This window comes from Streptococcus sp. SCPM-O-B-15294 (M123) (assembly GCF_058200455.1).
This window is the reverse complement of record NZ_JBYQGU010000005.1, coordinates 123,657-141,946: the sequence shown is the minus strand read 5'-3', so window position 1 is coordinate 141,946 and position 18,290 is coordinate 123,657. Positions and strand designations below refer to the sequence as shown.

General features: G+C 41.7%; 18 protein-coding genes. 5 read left to right on the top strand and 13 right to left on the bottom strand.

The window, feature by feature from the left end; genetic code table 11:
* Positions 1-6: 6 nt before the first annotated feature.
* Entirely contained in the window at positions 7-1,185 is a 1,179-nt protein-coding gene (locus AC3E8G_RS05220) for a pyridoxal phosphate-dependent aminotransferase (RefSeq protein WP_120701871.1), read from the bottom strand.
* A 298-nt stretch (positions 1,186-1,483) separates the two neighbouring features.
* Here AC3E8G_RS05220 and AC3E8G_RS05215 point away from each other — a divergent pair, with 298 nt between their 5' ends.
* Positions 1,484-1,930, top strand: a complete 447-nt coding sequence (locus tag AC3E8G_RS05215) for a MarR family winged helix-turn-helix transcriptional regulator (RefSeq protein ID WP_023026886.1) — start codon at positions 1,484-1,486, stop codon at positions 1,928-1,930.
* A 116-nt stretch (positions 1,931-2,046) separates the two neighbouring features.
* On the opposite strand, the gene yaaA is transcribed toward AC3E8G_RS05215, so the two are convergent.
* On the bottom strand, positions 2,047-2,775 hold the full coding sequence (gene yaaA / locus AC3E8G_RS05210) for a peroxide stress protein YaaA (protein ID WP_023026887.1): 729 nt from the start codon (positions 2,773-2,775) through the stop codon (positions 2,047-2,049).
* A gap of 95 nt (positions 2,776-2,870) precedes the next feature.
* On the opposite strand from yaaA, the gene AC3E8G_RS05205 reads away from it, so the two are divergent.
* From AC3E8G_RS05205 to AC3E8G_RS05190, 4 genes are all read left to right on the top strand, one after another.
* Positions 2,871-3,314, top strand: a complete 444-nt coding sequence (locus tag AC3E8G_RS05205; RefSeq protein WP_042361110.1) for a DUF1836 domain-containing protein — start codon at positions 2,871-2,873, stop codon at positions 3,312-3,314.
* A gap of 2 nt (positions 3,315-3,316) precedes the next feature.
* The gene (trhA, locus tag AC3E8G_RS05200) at positions 3,317-3,964 is read left to right on the top strand and encodes a PAQR family membrane homeostasis protein TrhA (RefSeq protein WP_023026889.1); all 648 of its coding nucleotides are present in this window, start codon (positions 3,317-3,319) and stop codon (positions 3,962-3,964) included.
* Between the two features lie 88 nt (positions 3,965-4,052).
* Positions 4,053-5,321: an aminotransferase-like domain-containing protein gene (locus AC3E8G_RS05195; RefSeq protein WP_414285875.1), complete on the top strand. Its 1,269-nt coding sequence runs from the start codon at positions 4,053-4,055 to the stop codon at positions 5,319-5,321.
* 139 nt (positions 5,322-5,460) lie between these two features.
* Entirely contained in the window at positions 5,461-6,123 is a 663-nt protein-coding gene (locus AC3E8G_RS05190) for a hypothetical protein (RefSeq protein ID WP_023023430.1), read from the top strand.
* A 94-nt stretch (positions 6,124-6,217) separates the two neighbouring features.
* On the opposite strand, the gene AC3E8G_RS05185 is transcribed toward AC3E8G_RS05190, so the two are convergent.
* The 11 genes from AC3E8G_RS05185 to AC3E8G_RS05135 form a co-directional block, all read right to left on the bottom strand.
* A complete protein-coding gene (locus AC3E8G_RS05185) occupies positions 6,218-6,877 on the bottom strand; it encodes an MmcQ/YjbR family DNA-binding protein (RefSeq protein WP_490677182.1) in 660 nt (219 codons plus the stop codon).
* A gap of 75 nt (positions 6,878-6,952) precedes the next feature.
* Positions 6,953-7,588, bottom strand: a complete 636-nt coding sequence (locus AC3E8G_RS05180) for a copper homeostasis protein CutC (RefSeq protein ID WP_490677181.1) — start codon at positions 7,586-7,588, stop codon at positions 6,953-6,955.
* A gap of 109 nt (positions 7,589-7,697) precedes the next feature.
* Positions 7,698-8,300, bottom strand: coding sequence for a hypothetical protein (locus AC3E8G_RS05175; RefSeq protein ID WP_129822000.1), 603 nt, complete (start codon positions 8,298-8,300; stop codon positions 7,698-7,700).
* A 174-nt stretch (positions 8,301-8,474) separates the two neighbouring features.
* Positions 8,475-9,239, bottom strand: coding sequence for a (S)-acetoin forming diacetyl reductase (locus AC3E8G_RS05170; protein WP_023023545.1), 765 nt, complete (start codon positions 9,237-9,239; stop codon positions 8,475-8,477).
* Between the two features lie 668 nt (positions 9,240-9,907).
* Positions 9,908-10,609 (bottom strand): MIP/aquaporin family protein, encoded by a 702-nt coding sequence (locus AC3E8G_RS05165; protein WP_125826309.1) that lies wholly within the window; start codon positions 10,607-10,609, stop codon positions 9,908-9,910.
* Positions 10,610-10,678: 69 nt separating this feature from the next.
* A complete protein-coding gene (gene glpO, locus AC3E8G_RS05160) occupies positions 10,679-12,505 on the bottom strand; it encodes a type 1 glycerol-3-phosphate oxidase (RefSeq protein WP_414285874.1) in 1,827 nt (608 codons plus the stop codon).
* 33 nt (positions 12,506-12,538) lie between these two features.
* A complete protein-coding gene (gene glpK, locus AC3E8G_RS05155; RefSeq protein WP_023023551.1) occupies positions 12,539-14,047 on the bottom strand; it encodes a glycerol kinase GlpK in 1,509 nt (502 codons plus the stop codon).
* Positions 14,048-14,360: 313 nt separating this feature from the next.
* The gene (locus AC3E8G_RS05150) at positions 14,361-15,797 is read right to left on the bottom strand and encodes an AcpB/EbpR/MafR family transcriptional regulator (protein ID WP_414285873.1); all 1,437 of its coding nucleotides are present in this window, start codon (positions 15,795-15,797) and stop codon (positions 14,361-14,363) included.
* A 135-nt stretch (positions 15,798-15,932) separates the two neighbouring features.
* Positions 15,933-16,604 (bottom strand): ankyrin repeat domain-containing protein, encoded by a 672-nt coding sequence (locus AC3E8G_RS05145; protein WP_414285872.1) that lies wholly within the window; start codon positions 16,602-16,604, stop codon positions 15,933-15,935.
* Positions 16,605-16,775: 171 nt separating this feature from the next.
* Positions 16,776-17,525, bottom strand: a complete 750-nt coding sequence (locus AC3E8G_RS05140) for a CPBP family glutamic-type intramembrane protease (RefSeq protein WP_414285871.1) — start codon at positions 17,523-17,525, stop codon at positions 16,776-16,778.
* A complete protein-coding gene (locus AC3E8G_RS05135) occupies positions 17,522-18,277 on the bottom strand; it encodes a CPBP family intramembrane glutamic endopeptidase (RefSeq protein ID WP_414285870.1) in 756 nt (251 codons plus the stop codon). The genes AC3E8G_RS05140 and AC3E8G_RS05135 overlap by 4 nt, the downstream gene beginning before the upstream one ends.
* Positions 18,278-18,290: the final 13 nt, after the last annotated feature.

Below are 18,290 nucleotides of genomic sequence, written 5' to 3'. Positions count from 1 at the left end.
TAATTTTTAATTTTCCATAAATTGATGCAAGCGGCGAACAGCTTCCTTCAGGGTCTCCGAGTCAGTCGCATAGCTAAGACGGACATTCTCTGGAGCTCCAAATCCAGCACCTGTGATGAGGGCAACTCCCACTTCTTCCAGGATGGCAGTTGCAAACTCTGTCACATCCGTATAACCTTTCATCTCCATGGCTTTTTTGACATTTGGGAAGAGATAGAAAGCTCCCTGTGGCTTGATGACATCAAAACCTGGAACTTCGCACAAAAGAGGATAAATGGTGTTCAAGCGCTCCTCAAAGGCTTGACGCATCACCTCTACTGAGTCTTGTGGACCTGTCAAGGCTTCAATCGTAGCATACTGAGAAACAGCTGTCAGATTGGAAGTTGTCTGACCGGTTAGCTTACTCATGGCTGCAATGATTTCTGGGTCACCCACCGCATAACCAACCCGCCAACCAGTCATGGCATAGGCTTTGGAAACCCCGTTGATGACAACGGTTTGTTTGCGAATGGCTTCGGATAAGCTTGAGATTGGAACGAACTCATTCCCGTTATAGACCAGGCGACCATAGATATCATCTGCAAGGATGAGGATATCATGCTCAACAGCCCAATTTCCAATGGCTAAGAGTTCTTCCTTGCTATAAATCATACCTGTCGGGTTAGATGGAGAATTCAAGACCAAAACCTTCGTCTTTTCCGACCGAGCTTCTTCCAATTGTTCAACGGAAACTTTAAAATCATTGACTTGGTGCCCCTTGACATAGACAGGAACCCCTTCCGCCATTAGGACCTGGTCCCCATAGCTGACCCAGTACGGTGTCGGGATAATGACCTCATCACCTGGATTGAGCACAGCCATAAAGAAGGTATAGAGCGAGAACTTCGCTCCAGTCGCAAAAGTGACTTGGTTTGGTGATACTGAATATCCATAATAGCGTTCGAAATAGGTATTGACGGCAGCCTTTAATGCTGGCAGGCCGGAAGCAACCGTATAAAAGGAAGCCCGCCCATCCCGAATGGCTTCTACTGCAGCATCTTGAATATTCTCAGGAGTGTGAAAATCAGGCTGGCCCAAGGTTAGAAAGAGAATATCTTTTCCTTCTGCCTTTAATTTTTTTGCTTTGGCATCACTTGCCAGGGTGACACTTTCTTCCATCTTTAATACACGATCAGAAATTTTCATACCTTACCTACTTTCTATCTGGGACTAGTTCCAGACGAACCAATTTAGACTTAGACTCTACCAGAAACTGTCTACAATACCTATATTATACACCATAGATTAGACTTGGAGCAAGATTTTACTAAGGATTCAAAGAAACTTTACTACTCCTTACTATTCGACAAAAAAATAATTTGACACTAAAGTTAACAGTCATTTTTTCTTCTGTTGATAAATCCATTATCTTGTCACCCGCCTGTAATCTATTTGATATTAAGGCTTAATAGCGTCTAATACTATTTATTGCTAAAATGATAGTATGAAGAATTTAGAAAAACTATTTGAAGAAGCCCAAACAGAATTAAAAACCATGATTGTCTTTCACAAGGCGGAACGGACTTTTCGTGCAGCAGAGTCTCATGTCTTTAAGGATCATCAGTTGACCCCTACTCAGTTTTCCGTTTTGGAAACCTTGTACAGTAAGGGGGATCTCCGTATCCAGAACCTGATTGACAGTATTTTAGCGACCTCTGGAAATATGACCGTCGTGATTCGAAATATGGTGCGTGATGGATGGATCAAGCGCGAAATCGATCCAGATGACCGTCGTGCTTGTATCGTTTCTTTGACAGAAAAGGGCCGTAAAAAAATTATCGAAGTTCTTCCTGATCATATACGTAATGTTCAAAAAGTCATGGGTGTCTTTAGCGAAGAAGAGCAAAAACAACTTCAAACTCTTCTGAAAAAATTAAAGGGCTCCCACTAAATTCTAACCATTCAATTAGTCGTGTTCATAGCCAACTAACTACAGTTGCCAGCTATGAACACGTTTTTTGATTCTTGAAAAAAAGTACTAGTCTCTGTTGACTAGTACCTTCTATTTTACTCATATTTCACAAAGACTAATTGTTTTTCAGTTGATAAGTCAGACTGGTATGCAAAGCCACTAAAGGTTAGCTGCTTCATCTCTTCTACCTTTGTAATCTGCTTCTCTAATAAAGCTGTCACAAAAGCCCCACGCGCTTTCTTTGAAATGGTTGAGTGAACCTTCAACAGCCCATTCTTCTCTTCAAGGAATTTAAAAGTCACCATCCGATCTTGAATCTCCTTAGAAAAGACGGTTTCAAACTCACTGGAAAGCAAAGAAATAATTAGATCTTCCTCCTGAAGAGCTTGATCATAGCTAGCCTTCCAAAAAGTCTTTAAGGATTTCCCCTGGACCTTAAGCTTCATGAGAAAGTCCAAACGATGGGGAGCAATCGGAGTAAGGGCCGGAATCACCCCATAAAGAGCTGAGGTGATCAAGAGATGGTCTTGCACATAAGCCGCTTCTGCTTCCGTCCAGTCCGTACGGCGGATATTCCGGTACATGAGACCGTCGAAGAGATTCAAAGCTGGATAGGTCTTAGCTGTACCCGACTTGAGCGCTCGGATTCGTTGCTCTTCTTCACTTGCCCGCTCTTCAGTAATCTTATAAAGTGAGGCTAACTCTTCTAGAGATAATGAAGCTAAGGCATCGATGACCGCTTGTGTCTCATTTGATACAGGATAACCCGTTTTTTCTGGGGTATCCAGATTCATTTCTTTTGCAGTTGGAATTAATAGTTTCATAGATTTATTGTACCATATTTCATTTTCGCTTGACATAAAATTACCATCATGTTATCATCTAGTTATTAAAACTAGATAACAAAGAGGTAATAACTATTTTATTCAACTACAGTTATCCCAAGTGGGAAGAAATTCCTGATATTGATCTTTATTTGGACCAAGTCCTCCTCTATGTCAATAAGGTTTGTGCGCCTTTTATCTCAGAAACAGACAAGGGCTTGACAGCTTCCATGGTCAATAATTACGTTAAACACGGCTACCTGCCAAAACCAGATAAGAAGAAATACAAGCGACAGCAGGTTGCCCGTCTCATTGCTATTACAACCTTAAAGACGGTTTTTTCGATTCAAGAGATCGCGGCTACCTTGAACCTCTTGCAGAGTCAAGCCAACTCCGCAGACCTCTACAATAGTTTTGTGGACTTTCTCCATGAAGAGAAAGAACCTTTAGCACCCATTATCGGATCTGCCTGTCGTACCGTTTTGCTCTACCAAGAAACCCTATCCTATATCCATGTTCATTCTGAGGAGGAAAAATAAAAGTGAATTATGCTAGTAAATTAAGTAAACGATTATCCTTTGGAGAAGAAATCGCAAATAGTGTCACCCATGCAGTCGGGGCTGTTTTGATGCTCTTTCTCATTCCAACTTCTGCTATCTATAGTTATGAAACACATGGGACTTTAGCAGCTGTCGGGACCTCGATTTTTGTCATCAGTCTCTTTCTCATGTTTCTCTCATCGACAATTTACCATGCCATGGCCTATGACTCACCTCAAAAGTATGTCCTTCGCATTATCGATCACTCCATGATTTATATTGCCATTGCAGGTAGCTATACACCCGTCGTTCTTTCTCTCATGAACAACTGGTTCGGCTATGCCATTATCCTGATTCAATGGGGGACGACTATCTTTGGGATACTCTACAAGATTTTTGCTAAGAAGGTAAATGAAAAATTCAGCTTGGCCCTCTATTTGATTATGGGATGGTTGGTGATTTTCATTATCCCACAGATCATCAGCCAAACAAGTCCAACCTTCTGGGGTTTGATGCTGATGGGTGGCCTGTGTTATACAGTTGGAGCTGGATTTTACGCCAAAAAGAAACCTTATTTCCATATGATTTGGCACCTCTTCATCTTAGCCGCTTCTGCTCTCCAATATATCGCGATTGTGTATGTCATGTAAGACAGTGACTCTCTTATAGGGAGTCACTTTTTAGTTGCTTTTTTACACCCAATTGACTACAATAAAGAAAAATTGTACGGGGACAGTTATGACAACCAAATACCAAAAGATTTTTACTACATTGAAAAACCAGATTGACCAGGGGATCCTAAAAACTGGAGACCGCCTGCCTTCCGTTCGCCAACTAGCCAGTCAGTATGCCTGCAGTAAGGATACCGTCCAACGGGCCCTGCTCGAGCTCAGCTACAAGAACTATATCTATGCTAAGCCCCAAAGCGGCTATTATGTCCTGGAGGAAGAGACTGGAAAGCATACCGACCTGCCTCTTCGCCTCAAGGAAGATCGCTTCCAGGCCTTTGAAGACTTTCGGACTTGTATCAACGAAACCCTTGTCGGTCGTGATAATTACCTCTTCAACTACTATGAAAAACAAGAAGGTCTTGTCGATCTCCGTCAATCTATTGCTTCTCTCCTGCGAGAAGATGCGATTTATACCCAGGAGCAACAAATCGTTATCACCTCAGGAACCCAGCAAGCCCTCTACCTCCTAAGCCAGGTCGCCTTCCCAAACCAAAAAGAAGAAATCCTAGTAGAGCAACCAACCTATTACCGCATCAATAAATTAATTCAGGAGCAAGACTTACCTTATCAAAGCATCAATCGCTTGCCTCAAGGAATTGACTTTGAGCAATTGGAAGCCATTTTCAAAAGTGGCAGGATCAAATTTTTCTATACCATTCCCCGCTACCATTATCCTCTGGGACATAGTTATAGCAAACAAGAGAAGGAACAGATTTTGGCCTTAGCAGAACTCTATGATGTCTATATTGTCGAGGACGATTACTTGGGAGATTATGATCCACATTTTTCTCCTAGCTTTCATTATCTGGATGCATCTGACCGGGTCATCTACATCAAGTCCTTTTCTACCAGCCTCTTTTCTGCCCTCCGCATCACTTCTATGGTCCTGCCCCAAGCTCTTCTTGCCCCTGTCTTAAAACTCAAGGGTACACTCGACTACGAAAGTAACTTGGTCATGCAGAAGGCCTTGAGCCTCTATATTGATAATGGCATGTTTGCAAAAAACAAAGAGCTTCTGCACCAACAGCAATTCATCCAAAAAGAGCAAGCTTCTTCCCTACTCCAGCAACATTCCCTATCCGTCCCTGTATGGCCGGTCATTGGAGGAGTCTTACTAGATTTAAGACAGGTCCCTTCGGTCGCTCGACTGAAACATAGCGGTCTCCCTCTCCACTTCTTCGAATCTGCCTATATTCAAAGCTGTCCCTATGCCTTTGCCCGTATCAATCAGGACAAACTGGAAGAGGTTTTACCCCAAATTATCGCTTATCTATGATTCAATCCCACCCTTCTATTTCTTGAGTAATTTTATATACAAAACTATGTTACGAAAATATTACATTTATTACAAAAATCACTTGACATCTGTAACAATAGGAGTATAATCTAAGTCAGAAAGATAAAGAGGTGATATTATGAAACGATCTTTGATTCGTTGGACTGCAGCCTCTCTTGTGGCTGCATCACTTGGACTTGCTTTGGGAGGGTGTGGCTCAAAAGATAAAACAACTTCCTCATCCGAAAAAGCTTCTAGCTCAAAAGTTGAGAAAAAACCAAAAGCTAGCTTAAATAAAAAAGCTACAGTTTCTTCTTCTCAAGCAAAAGAAAATACTACTCCTTCAAGTCAGGCAAGTAACCCGTCAGCTTCAACTGAACCGAACAAGGCAGAAGATACATCTTCAACTGATCAAGCAGTTGTTCCTGCAGCACTTGTCGGCACTTGGGTAGGATCTAGCCCTCAGGCGGATAGCATCAAAATGACTATTGAAGCTAATGGAGATATTACAACTGTCGTTAGCTTTAAAAATGATAGTGAACCAACCCGCACAGCCACCTATACTGCAAGAGCTATTCAAGCATCTGGTAATGTCTATTACTGGGAGTCAGAAGGTCTTAATGGCGCAGATGCTCTTCTTCCTGGTATTACTGGTTTAGGAGTAGCAAATTTCCGCTTCAAACCAGGATTTATCCTTGAGGAAGGTCATTATACTCCGATAGCCTTCACAACAGATATCAATACAGAATTTGACTATAGCAATTACAGAGATTTCCACTTCTCATTGACCAAAGAGCAATAAGGACAGGAAATTCTCTAATAAAAAAAAGAATGTTGACCCTCAACATTCTTTTTTTATGTTTTATTCACTTTCACAAATCAATTGGGTTAAACCCTTACTTCTTAGTCAGGGCCCAGCTCTTAGCCACAAGCTCAAAGAGAAGATCATCCTCCACTCGACCATCCAAGGGAATGCTGATCCAGTACTTCTTGTTCATATGATAAGCCGGATAGAAATGGGGTTCTTCTAAGAGTTGGCTGACATGATCCTGTTTAAGATTTAAGACCTCAATCTTCCCTTCCTGCCTCGCATCTAGCTTGGACCAGTCTATCTTCATCAAGACGCCAAACCATTTGAGATCCTTTTGATGACGGAAGACGCCCGAGTCCGGAGAACGGTCCCAGAGGTATTCGATAGGACGGTCATATTGCCGGCTGATCCAATCCACCAAGCGCTTGGTCTGAGGATACAAAAAATCTTTGACAGCAAAACAGGAGCTTCTGATATCCTCTAAGGCCTGCTGGCAAGCTTCTCTGACTTGGCCAACATATTGACCAACCATCTGGTCCATATGAAGCTGCACATAGTCGTCGCCTGTCTCCTGATCCACTAGCCAAAAATGCACTTGCTTACTTTGGACAGTCACATAGAGTGTGAAGTCTCCATCGAGGATTAGTTGCTCATAGTGATAGGCCTCTCCCTGCTCTGAAAACCCATAAGCCAGGGCTTTTTCTTTATCTATACTATACTTCTCAAAATAATCTGGTAAAAACACGTTCTACTCCTTTCCCTCCAGTATACCAAAAAACAAGAAAAAAGAGCTGAGATTTCTTCCTCAACTCATATGTATTTAAAAGACAACACGAGTTCCATGGACCTGATCCACTCCTGGAACGTCAAGGAAAAGCTGACGATTCTTCAAGGAGACACCGCCACCTGCCAAGATTTCTACCTGGCCATCCGCTAACTTAGCATACTCTTCGTAGCGCGCTAAACGTTGTTCTAAGTCTGTTTCTGGACTGCCGGCTCTTGTTAATAGTCGGGTCACGCCCACTTCCTTCATCCACTCGATCGTCGACGCTTGATCTTCTAGAGGAATCTGATCAAATGCCATATGCATGGTCAATTCATATCCTTGGCTAGCTTGGATGAAACAAAGCATAGCGTCTTTATCCAGCTGATTGTCAGCAGTCAAGACACCTACCGCCAAGCCATCAACACCCAGGTCACGGGCAATTTTCCAGTCTTCTAACATTATGTCTAGCTCTTGCTCAGAGTATACAAAATCTCCACCTCGTGGACGAATCATAACGATGACCTTTGCCTGATAATCTTTAGCAAGCTTCACAGCCTCTTTGATCACACCATAGCTTGGAGTCGTACCTCCAACCGCTAAGTTATCACATAATTCTACACGACGCGCTCCTGCTTGAAAAGCCTTCTCTAACAGTGTTATGTTCTCTGCACAAAATTCATATAACGGCATCCTAAATCTCCCTGTATTTGAAATCGTTTTCTTGTTCTACCTTACTCTTTTTTCATTTCTTTGTCAATTAGAAAAACCATCAGCCTCATCAGAAACCAATGGTTGATGCTTAATAGGAAATTGGAACAATAATCTGTAATACCATGTTCCCTTTTTCGACCTTCGCAGAATGGATTCGGTAGCCACTTGTCGGCATGGTCAATTGGATTTGATTCCCTATCATAGTAGCTCCTGTGCCCTCTTGGTTAACTTTTTCAGCAATCTTTGAAGCAACCAAGCTACGTGGAATCGGCAGATGTCCAAGACGGGCCCGTTCTAGGTTCAAGGTCAATTGTTGATCCGTCACACTAGCTGAAAAGTCCATGCTCACCATGGTTTCCACCGGTCCCAGTTCAATCGGAACCTGAACATTGATATACTCTCCATTCATAGCAACTGCTGTATTGAGGAGAGTTTCATCTGTCATTTCCCCTGCCATGGATTTAATAACTTGGCGCAATTGAGGAGAATTCAGTTGAAGCTCTGTTTGCAGGCCAGAAGCAGTCACGTCTGCTGTAGAGAAGCCTTCTTGAGCCAGATCTACCAGCGAAGTATTCACTGTTACATTTTTAAATTGCTCTTGAGTCGAAACCTTTGCTGGTATCAAGAAAACTGCTAAGACAATAACTAGGAGGAAGGTCAGTCCGATGAGTCGTTTGATCCATTTCCACATATGGTCACCTCTTTTCGTTTTGATGGATAGAAGAGAATTCACCTCTATCACTATTGATCTATTCTTTTTAAAATACGACTTCTATTCTACCCTAATTTTTCAAAAAAAGCGAACGAGAGGAATAAGGTGCACATAAGAAAAGAGGTGGAAAAAATCCCAACCCCTATTTGAATGTTAATGGAATTGCATCCCACCATCCACGATGATGGTTTGTCCTGTAATGTAGTTTGAATCAGGACCAGCAAGGAAGCTAACCGCTGCAGCGACATCTTCGGGTTCGGACAAACGTTTAAGGGTAATATCTTTAGCGAAAGTTTGCATACCCCATTCGTCATCTTTACCAGCGTTCTTACCAACTTCATGAGCGATATCATACATCATTGGAGTCTTAACGATACCAGGTGCATACGCATTGACAGTAATACCTGAATCAGCCAAGTCACGTGCCAAAGTTTGAGTGATACCACGAACTGCAAACTTAGTACCACCATAGACAGTCAAGTTAGGGTTACCTACAACACCTGCTTGTGAAGTTGCATTGATGATTTTTCCGCCATGGCCAAGCGCCTTGAATTGAGCTTGTGCAGCTTGAGCACCCCAGATGACACCACCAACGTTGATGGCAAAAGTGCGTTCAAATTGTTCTTCTGTAATCGTATCAAGTGGTGTAGTTGGAGCAACACCAGCGTTGTTAACGACAACATTTAAATCTCCGAAATGATCCACAACTTTTTGGAAAGCTGCAGCCACTTCAGCTTGTTTGGAGACATCAGCAACGACCGCAAAAGCATTCTCTGCTGATAACTCAGCTACTGCTTTTTCTGCTGTCTCAGCATTGTAGTCTAAGACTCCGACCTTGAAGCCATCTTGTACCAATCGTTTTGCAATCGCAAAACCGATCCCTTGACCTGCACCTGTGACAATAGCTACTTTAGACATATGATTCCTCCTTGGTATCCCCGATACCAGCAAACGTTCATAGAAGAACAGCAAAGGTTGACAGTCAGTTTTGGGTGAATCTATCATAAGTTCCTTCCAAAACTATGCTAACAGTATACTCCTTTGTGAAAAAAGTGTCAAATTCTGGCCTGTTATTTTCTAAAGTTATTCACAATCTATCTTATCTTTATTTAGTAATAAATTAACTGATCAAAATAATTTTGAAAAGGGTTTTATATCTTGACAAAAACACTCATATTACCTATTGTTTTGAGCCTTATCTCATGCTACACTAATTATAAGAAAATCAAACAATAAGAAGGTCAAACAATGAAAAAATTCATGGATAAATTGAATAACCTACCTAAGCCAGTTCAATACATTATTGCGATCATTATTTTCTTTATTGCGTTTTACATTTCTTATAGCTTGTTTTAAGTTAGAACGTACAAAGCTCTCTTTAGCTAATACAGTATTTTAAATGAGAGTGGGACAGAAATCGGTAATTCGTTAGAATTCGATTTCGTCGTCCCACCTCCGCACAGTTGAGTAGGGCTGTAAAAGCTGATGAAATCAGCGTAGTAGAGCTCACTCAACCACTGCGTCTTGCTCGACAATCCAAAGACAATTGAGAGGCTAGGACTTTTGTCCCAGCCTCTTTCATTTTTTTAAAACATTTTAAAGACTGCTACTGCAAGTACTGCACCGATGATTGGACCAACTACTGGGATCCAAGCGTAACCCCAGTCACCATCTCCTTTGTTAGGAATAGGAAGGAGGCTGTGCATGATTCGAGGGCCTAGGTCACGAGCTGGGTTAAGAGCGTAACCTGTAGTTCCACCGAGAGACAAACCAATCCCTACGATCAAGGTACCAACGGCAAAAGTACCAAGTCCTGCTTGAAGGTCATAAAGACCAAGTGCAAAGATAGTCAGAAGCAAGACAAAGGTTCCAAGGATTTCACTGATGACGTTTGAAGTAGTATCCTTAATAGCTGGACCTGTACTGAAGGTTGCAAGGATATTTCCAGGATTTTCTTCTGCTAGGTAATGCGGTTTGAACTGTAACCAGACAAGGACTTGCCCTACCATGGCTCCAGCGAATTGAGCGATGATATAAGGAATCACAGATGCCCAAGCTAGTCCACCATTAAGAGCGACCCCAATTGTCACCGCTGGATTCAAATGTGCCGGACTTAACTTACCAGAGATAAAGGCTGCCACTGCAACTGCAATCCCCCAACCAAGGGTAATGACAATCCAACCGGAGTTGTGGCTTTTTGTTTTTGGAAGAACCACTCCTGCTACGACCCCATTCCCTAATAGAATCAGGATTAGAGTTCCTAAAAATTCACCAAATATTTCTTTCATATACGTTATTCTCCATCAAAAAGAAGGGCCGGTTAGATATTCTTCTTTCCAACCCCTTTTTTGTTTTTCTTAATTTTTTAATGCTGTCAAGTCATTGTTTTCCAAAGCAACTTGCAAATCTTTTCGGTAGCCAGCTTTTTCTTCTTCTGACCATTCATAGAAGCGGCCCATTTCATCCAAAACAGGTTCGATCATCGCATCTAAACTATCGCGCATGAAGAGCATGTGGTTCGTCCGACGAAGAAGGAAGTCAACAGGGCTAAGAGCCAATTCATTGCGCATTGCATAGTGAAGTGACAAGGTATCTGCTAGGCTCAATCCAGGTGCTTGTTCCACGCTATGAGCAAGGGCGAAGACCTTAGGTGCATTAGAACCGTATAGGTTAGCTAGGTAGTGAGCTTCCTTGCTGTCCAATCCACGAGACACGCCGAGTTGAGCAAAGGCTTCAATTTCAGAATCCACGTTAGTTGGGTTAATTTCTCCACCTGATACTGGATAGGTCTTAGAGTTGATTAATTTGAACTGACGGTCGAACTCTTCCTTAAGTATGGTCAAGACACGTTCCATAGCTCCTTCAGCCATCTTGCGGTAGTCTGTAATCTTCCCACCAGCCAGAGTCAAAAGACCATTGTCATCGCGGTCTAAGCTTGATCCACGAGAAACAGCAGATGGATCCAAATGTTTTTCAGAAGTGCTACCTTCCAAGTGGCTGATTGCTGATTCAACATCTTCACGCGATTTTTCTTTAGAAAGATAGCCTTCAACTGTTGCAATCAAAGCATTAAAGCTTTCATCACTGATAGTGCCGTTGTTTCCACCATTGTAGTCAGAAGCACTGTTTCCTGAGATCAACGGACGAAGACCAGCCCAGCTACTTTCGATATCATCGATGGTGATGTGAGCTTCTGGGAAGCGGTTATTCACGATTCCTAACAAGTAGTCGACATCTTCTTGAGTTACTGTTGGATGCTCTAAGTCGCCAGTGTAGTCCGTGTCAGTCGTTCCGAAGTAAGTTTTGTTTTCACGTGGCAAGACGAAGACCATCCGACCATCTCCAAGACCAGTATCAAAGTAGACTGGTTGAGAAACTTTGATCTTGCTTGAATCTACGACCAAGTGAACACCCTTGGTTGGACGCATTTGTGAATGCTGCTCTCTATTATTTGAGAGGTTACGCACCTTATCGCTCCAAGGTCCAGTTGTATTAATCACCAAACGAGCCTTGATTTCAAAGACTTCATCAGTCAAGAGATCACGCGCCACTACACCTGTAATCTTGCCAGATTCATCAAAGAGGAATCCTTCTGCTTTTACATGGTTGGCGATGAGAGCCCCATCTTGGTTGGCACGTTTGATATTTTCAATCACCAAACGAGCATCGTTGTTACGGAAGTCTAGATATACCCCACCACCGACAAGACCTTCTTGTTTCAACTCAGGCTCACGAGCCAACACTTCTTCCTTGGTCAAGACCTTGTTGGCAGCTGGTGTATTGCTGACACCTGCCAAGAGATCATAGAGGTCCATGGCTACCTTGAGACGGAAGAGGCTAAAAGTTGCCCCATCTTCATCATAGACTGGTAAGAGCATTGGGTCTGGTTTTGGAATATGAGGAGCAATTTGTTGGACCACTGCACGTTCTGATACCGTATCTGATACCACTTCTACGTCAAATTGTTTGAGGTAACGAAGTCCACCGTGGACCAATTTTGTTGAACGGCTTGATGTCCCTTCCGCAAAGTCCTGCATTTCAATCAAACCTGTTTCAAGACCACTTGCTGCTGCCTGCAAGGCTACCCCAGCACCTGTGATCCCTCCCCCGATAATCAAAAGATCCAGGGTGCGTTCTTGCATTTTCTTAATCGATAATTCACGAGTTTTCTTTGAAAATTCCATAATTCTTCACTTTCTATCCTACTGAAGTCTTGACTAGTCTTCAATTTCTGCAAAGAGTTGGGTAGCTTTAACAGCTTTCTTCCATCCCTTGTAGAGTTGTTCTTTACGAGATTCGTTCATAGAAGGCTCGAAGAGTTCACCAGTTGCATTGAGTTCTTTCAATTCATCTAGGTCTTTCCAGTAGCCGACTGACAGGCCAGCAAGGAAGGCTGCCCCCAAAGCTGTTGTTTCCAAGTTTTTAGCACGAGCGATATCAATACCAAGAATATCCGCTTGGAACTGCATCAAGAAGTTATTCATAGCTGCTCCACCGTCCACTTTAAGGACTTGAATAGCCGTCTTAGCATCAACCTGCATAGTATCGATGATATCCCGTACTTGGTAAGCAATGGATTGAAGAGTCGCCTTAATAAAGTCTTCTTTGGTTGTTCCACGAGTCAAGCCAAAGACAGAACCACGAGCATTTTGATTCCAGTATGGTGCTCCTAGACCTGTGAAGGCCGGTACCACATAAACTTCATCATTGTTGTGAGAATCACGCGCATATTTTTCAGATTCAGGTGAGTTTTCCACCATACGAAGACCATCACGAAGCCATTGAATGGCACTACCCGCGATAAAGATGGATCCTTCTAAGGCATAGTATACTTTCCCGTTAATTCCATATCCAATGGTAGTTAGCAAGTTATTTTCAGATAGCTGCATCTCTTCACCTGTATTCATGATGATGAAAGATCCAGTACCGTAAGTATTCTTGACCATACCTGGTTCGAAGGCCAACTGTCCAAAGAGGGCCGCTTGTTGGTCACCCGCCATACCAGAGATAGGAACTTCTCCACCGTAGAAATGGAAAGGAGCTGTTTTTCCATAGATTTCAGAGTTTGAACGCACTTCTGGAAGCATAGCCTTAGGAATATTGAGGACTTCCAAAATCTCATCATCCCATTTTAGGTCTTTAATATTGTAGAGCATGGTACGAGCAGCATTTGAATAGTCTGTTACGTGAGAAGCTCCGTCTGTCAACTTCCAAACCAACCAAGTATCGATGGTTCCGAAAAGCAATTCTCCTTTTTCAGCCCGTTCTTGTGCTCCTTCTACATGGTCCAAGATCCAGCGAATCTTAGTTGCTGAGAAGTAGGCATCAATGACCAAACCTGTTTTTTGGTGGAATTTTTCGACATACCCTTGGCTCTTAAGCTGTTCAGCTAAAGGAGCAGTTTGGCGAGACTGCCAGACAATGGCATTGTAGATTGGAAGTCCAGTATTCTTATCCCAAACAACGGTTGTTTCCCGTTGGTTGGTAATTCCGATAGCTTCGATTTGTCCTGGTTTGATGCCACTCTCGATAAAGGCACCAGCGATAACAGACTGAACAGAGTTCCAGATTTCATTTGGATTGTGTTCAACCCAACCAGCTTGAGGGAAAATTTGCGTGAACTCTTTTTGACTAGAGCTTACTTTTTCTCCTTTTTTATTGAAAATGATGGCTCTTGAACTTGTTGTTCCTTGGTCAATTGCCATAATGTATTTTTCTTGTGACATGAACTGTCCTCCTGGGAAAAAGAAATATTCTTTAGGAGACGTACTCCTTACATTTTCTAGTATACAAAATAAACCGCTTTCATGATCATCAATTTTTTTAAGAATTTTAAAAAATTTGAGTAGATGGGTTCAGAACCCTTATTTCATAAGGATTTCTAAGACTTAGAAAAAATGAAATTTTTAGAAAAATCTAATAAAAAAGCCAGGCAGAACAATTCGTTTAGAATTTGTTCTGCCTAACCTCAAATTTTTAATTACTACTAATTCAGCTCAATAATATCGTAAAAGTCTCATTAAGCATTGAATAGCTTTATTAACCTTCTTCTTGGTAGATCATCTGGCGAATATTGGCTAGATCGATCATATCTAAATCATATTTTAAATAATAGACAGGAATCCGCTGGGTAAGGCTAATCGGATTGTTGGTCACGATCAAATCGTAATCTGAAGCTGGATCAAAGGCTTCAATGGTAATAAAACGATTGTACTCTAAGTAGCGCTTGAGGACTTCTGTCATCCGTGTATAGCCTAAATAGCCCACTGTTAAGTCTAAGCCGATCTTAATTTGTCTCCCACTATTTTCTGCGATATAATCCATTAACTGGAGCCACTCCCACTTTATTTTTTTATCCAGTGCTGTCCCTTGGCAAAAGATTGGAAGTTTGCTAAAGATAGTGTCTGCTACTTCTCTATAATCATGACTACTAAAGACATAAGGATTGTGGCTTTCAAGTTGGTACTTATACTTGTCTTGAAGAAGGTAGCCTGTAAAAAGATATACCTGTCCACAAATTTGGCTTAATTCATAGGTCACAGGGCCTTCGATATAATCCCCTAATAACTTCTGCGTTTTCATCTCTTGAATGAGTTGCGTTGTCAAATTACCAATCTCTCCCCCAAAGCCTAAGATGTACTCCATAGTATGAAGCGGGAGGATCCGATGGGTGACAAGGAAAGCAAAGAGGACTAACATCTCTCCATCTTCATGGCTAAGAGCGATGTGTTTCCCAGAAAAGAGCTGGTTTACCCGACGAAATAAGCGTTGGTAAAAAATGTTGTCCGTATAGCCCTTCATCTTCTGTTCAATTTCTTGAAACTGACAGGCATTGATCTTAAGTCGTTGCTGGCTAATGTGGGACCAGAGAACAAAATCCAAGCGTTGGCCTTGAGACAACTGGGCACCACAGAGCTCTTCTAGGGTTTCAATTTCGGTTTGCCTTTCTTTCTTGGCAAGTTCTTGTTTCCAGTCTGCACTAGCCCAAACCTTTCGTAGCAAGCCAAAATAAAAATAACGAATTTTATGTTCAGGTCCCTTGAGGCGCCCATTTTGAATTGAAATAGAGAACTCAGTTAATAATTTATTCAAGCCAGAAATATGACGCCCTAGTGTGGCTTCACTAATCAAGAGTTCCTGAGCTAGTTGCTGGGCTTGAAACTGGCCCTGATAAAGCAAATAAATCAATAGTTGGTACTTGATCGAATTGTCCAAAAAAGCCCGTCGAATGTCACGCCCCTTGGTATCCGAACCCACAAGAAGGCGAAGATTTTCATCTTCTAGTTCAATGGAAAGGGCCAGCTGATTCTCTTTGGCCTTGTCATTGATCAGTGCGAGATATTTGTTCAAGGTTGCTTTGGAAAATTCCGTCTCAGCCATCACTTCTGACAGACTACTTAGGGAATGCTGTTGCAGATGTGACAAGATTAAAAACTGTCCACCCTCACTTTTTTCCATTAAATCAGCTAAATGCATTTTCAGAAAACCCTTCCATTATTCTATCTTTAGAGTACCATAATTTGCCCAAAAGAAAAAACAATCTGTTTCTATCCTCATTATAATAAACAAAAAGAGCCCTAAGGCTCTTTTAACTAGTAGTTCAAATGCTTATCAAGATCTGCTCTGATCTAAGCGATTTAAGAATTCCATGGTTGGGCTGTCCTGGTAAAGTTCTTTGAGAGGGATCTTATAATAGGCAGAAATTTCGTCCGAAGTCACACCGTAACGAATCAGGAGATCATAAATACGATTTAAATCATGACGTAATTCATCCGTAATGAGGACATTATCTCTTGTTTCTTTTGTTTTCCAAGAATAAGATGGCAGAACTTCTTTGGTTTCTATTAAGATAGTTTGTAATAAGGTTCCCCCATGACTATTCTTCTGAGAGATATCTGCCCCAAGTTCCAACATTTTCTCGAAAACCTTGAAAGACTGGTCCGCCTTTTCCTTAGACGAATACATTTCATATTGGCTATTCCAACGTTTGATCATGCGCCTACAGTCAAATACAGCTCTTCCACCGGCTGTTTGGATGACTGGTTGACAAAATGGATTCAGCTCTGTCGGCTCTTCAATAAAGTTAAGATCAGCCCCTCTATCAATGAGTAAGTTTGCAATATCTAGATGTCCCGATTTGATAGCGACTTGAAGAAGGGATTGCCCTTGATCTCTTTTGGGTTTGTCACCCGAAACAGCATTGACTTCTTCAGGCTTTCTATCCAATATCTGACGGACAGCCTCTATATCACCTCTTCTCAATAACTGAAAAGTTTTTTGCATGGCCTTTTCTCTTTAAATGATTGATAATCCTATCTCTGAGTTCTTCGTTAAACTAATTATATCATTTTACAGACTCCTATATGATGGAATGTGTCATTAGCTAAAAAGGTTTGATTTTATCACCAAATAAAAAACCTCTCACCGAAATTGGATGAGAGATTGAAGGCTTTTTTATGATTTTCGTATAGCCACTAACCAAGAGGATACTAGGATTTCGAAAATAACCAGAAGGATAATCTGAGTAATAGAACTCTGAACCAGCATTAGGACAGCCAGACTATCAATCAGCATGTGAGCGAGGATACAAGGAACAGCACCTTTCGAGTACTCCTTGAGAGCTCCAAATAGGAAGGTATTCCCTAAAATCATCAAGTAAAAGATGAGATAGTTGGACGAACCTGCTGTAATCCAAGGGAGTTGATAAATAGGGATATGCCAGAGGAACCAGACAACTGAAAGAAGCATCATTTTAGATATAAAGTACTTGCTAAAGGAAAGATGATCTTGTAAAAACCAACGCCAACCGACTTCTTCCAGACCGCCATATAATAAGGTCCAGGGGAAATAAAGGAAGAAGGCCAAGAGGGAGTTCCCAGTAAAGCGAACGTTCATAAGCAGGATGGAAATCCCATAATAGATGACGGGGATGAAGAAAGCTAGAATCCAGGACAGGGAACTTTCTTTTTGAAGAAAGACCTTTTTGAAAAACTCACCCAAGGAGTTGACTTCACTCAACACAAGAGAAAAGACAGCCGCCACAATCAGGGGAATACAGTTCATTAGAATAAACAGTAGTGAGGCCCCCATACTACTCCTATCTGGGAAAAACCAAAGGATAACTTGCCCTACTAGAAATGTAGCAAGGAGGGCAGTCAGTGCATACCAGATAGCGACTGATTGTTTTGAAATAAATTTACTCATTTTTCCTCCTTCACAGTTACATACTTCTTTCTTGCAATCCAGATTGCTAAACTAATAATAAGAATTTTACTGACGATAGATAGCCATACCTCTTCATTCACTAGAATCTGAGACAAGGAATTGATACAGGCATGGGTCATGACACAGAGCCATAAATTTTGCGTTTTATGATACAAGGCGGATAAGATAAAGCAGTTAATCAGCAAACCTACTAGAAACGGAAACAATTGAATGACAGCCAAAGAACCATCAATGTAAAAGTAAAAAAGATGCCAACTAGACCAGGCTAAAAAGGTGATCAAAGTAGCTGAAAGATAAGGTATTCTTTCCTCCAAAGTTGGTTGAAAGAAATAACGCCAGCCAATTTCTTCAATCCCACCAAAAAGAAGAGCTTTGAAAAAGAGCACCACTGGCAAGACCAACGATTGAGTGGTGATCTTGCCACCAAAGCTAAAGGGGAAAAAATCGAGTAGCAAGAAAACAAGTACCAAACAATAATTTGCTAAACTGTCTTTGACTTGAAAAAAATCTCTGACAAGCTGTTTAAAACTATATTGATGGTAACTAATGCTTGCAAGACTGCCCCACAAAGCTGATGACAACCCACCTACAATAACAGCGATAATCCCCATTGGTGATGTAAAATCAACCTTGACTCCTCCTACTCTTAAAAACCAAACCAGAAGGCTGACACCTAATACTTGACCAAAGGTCCCTAACAAATACATAGATAGGGCTTGCTTTCTACTCATTCGTGATTCCTTT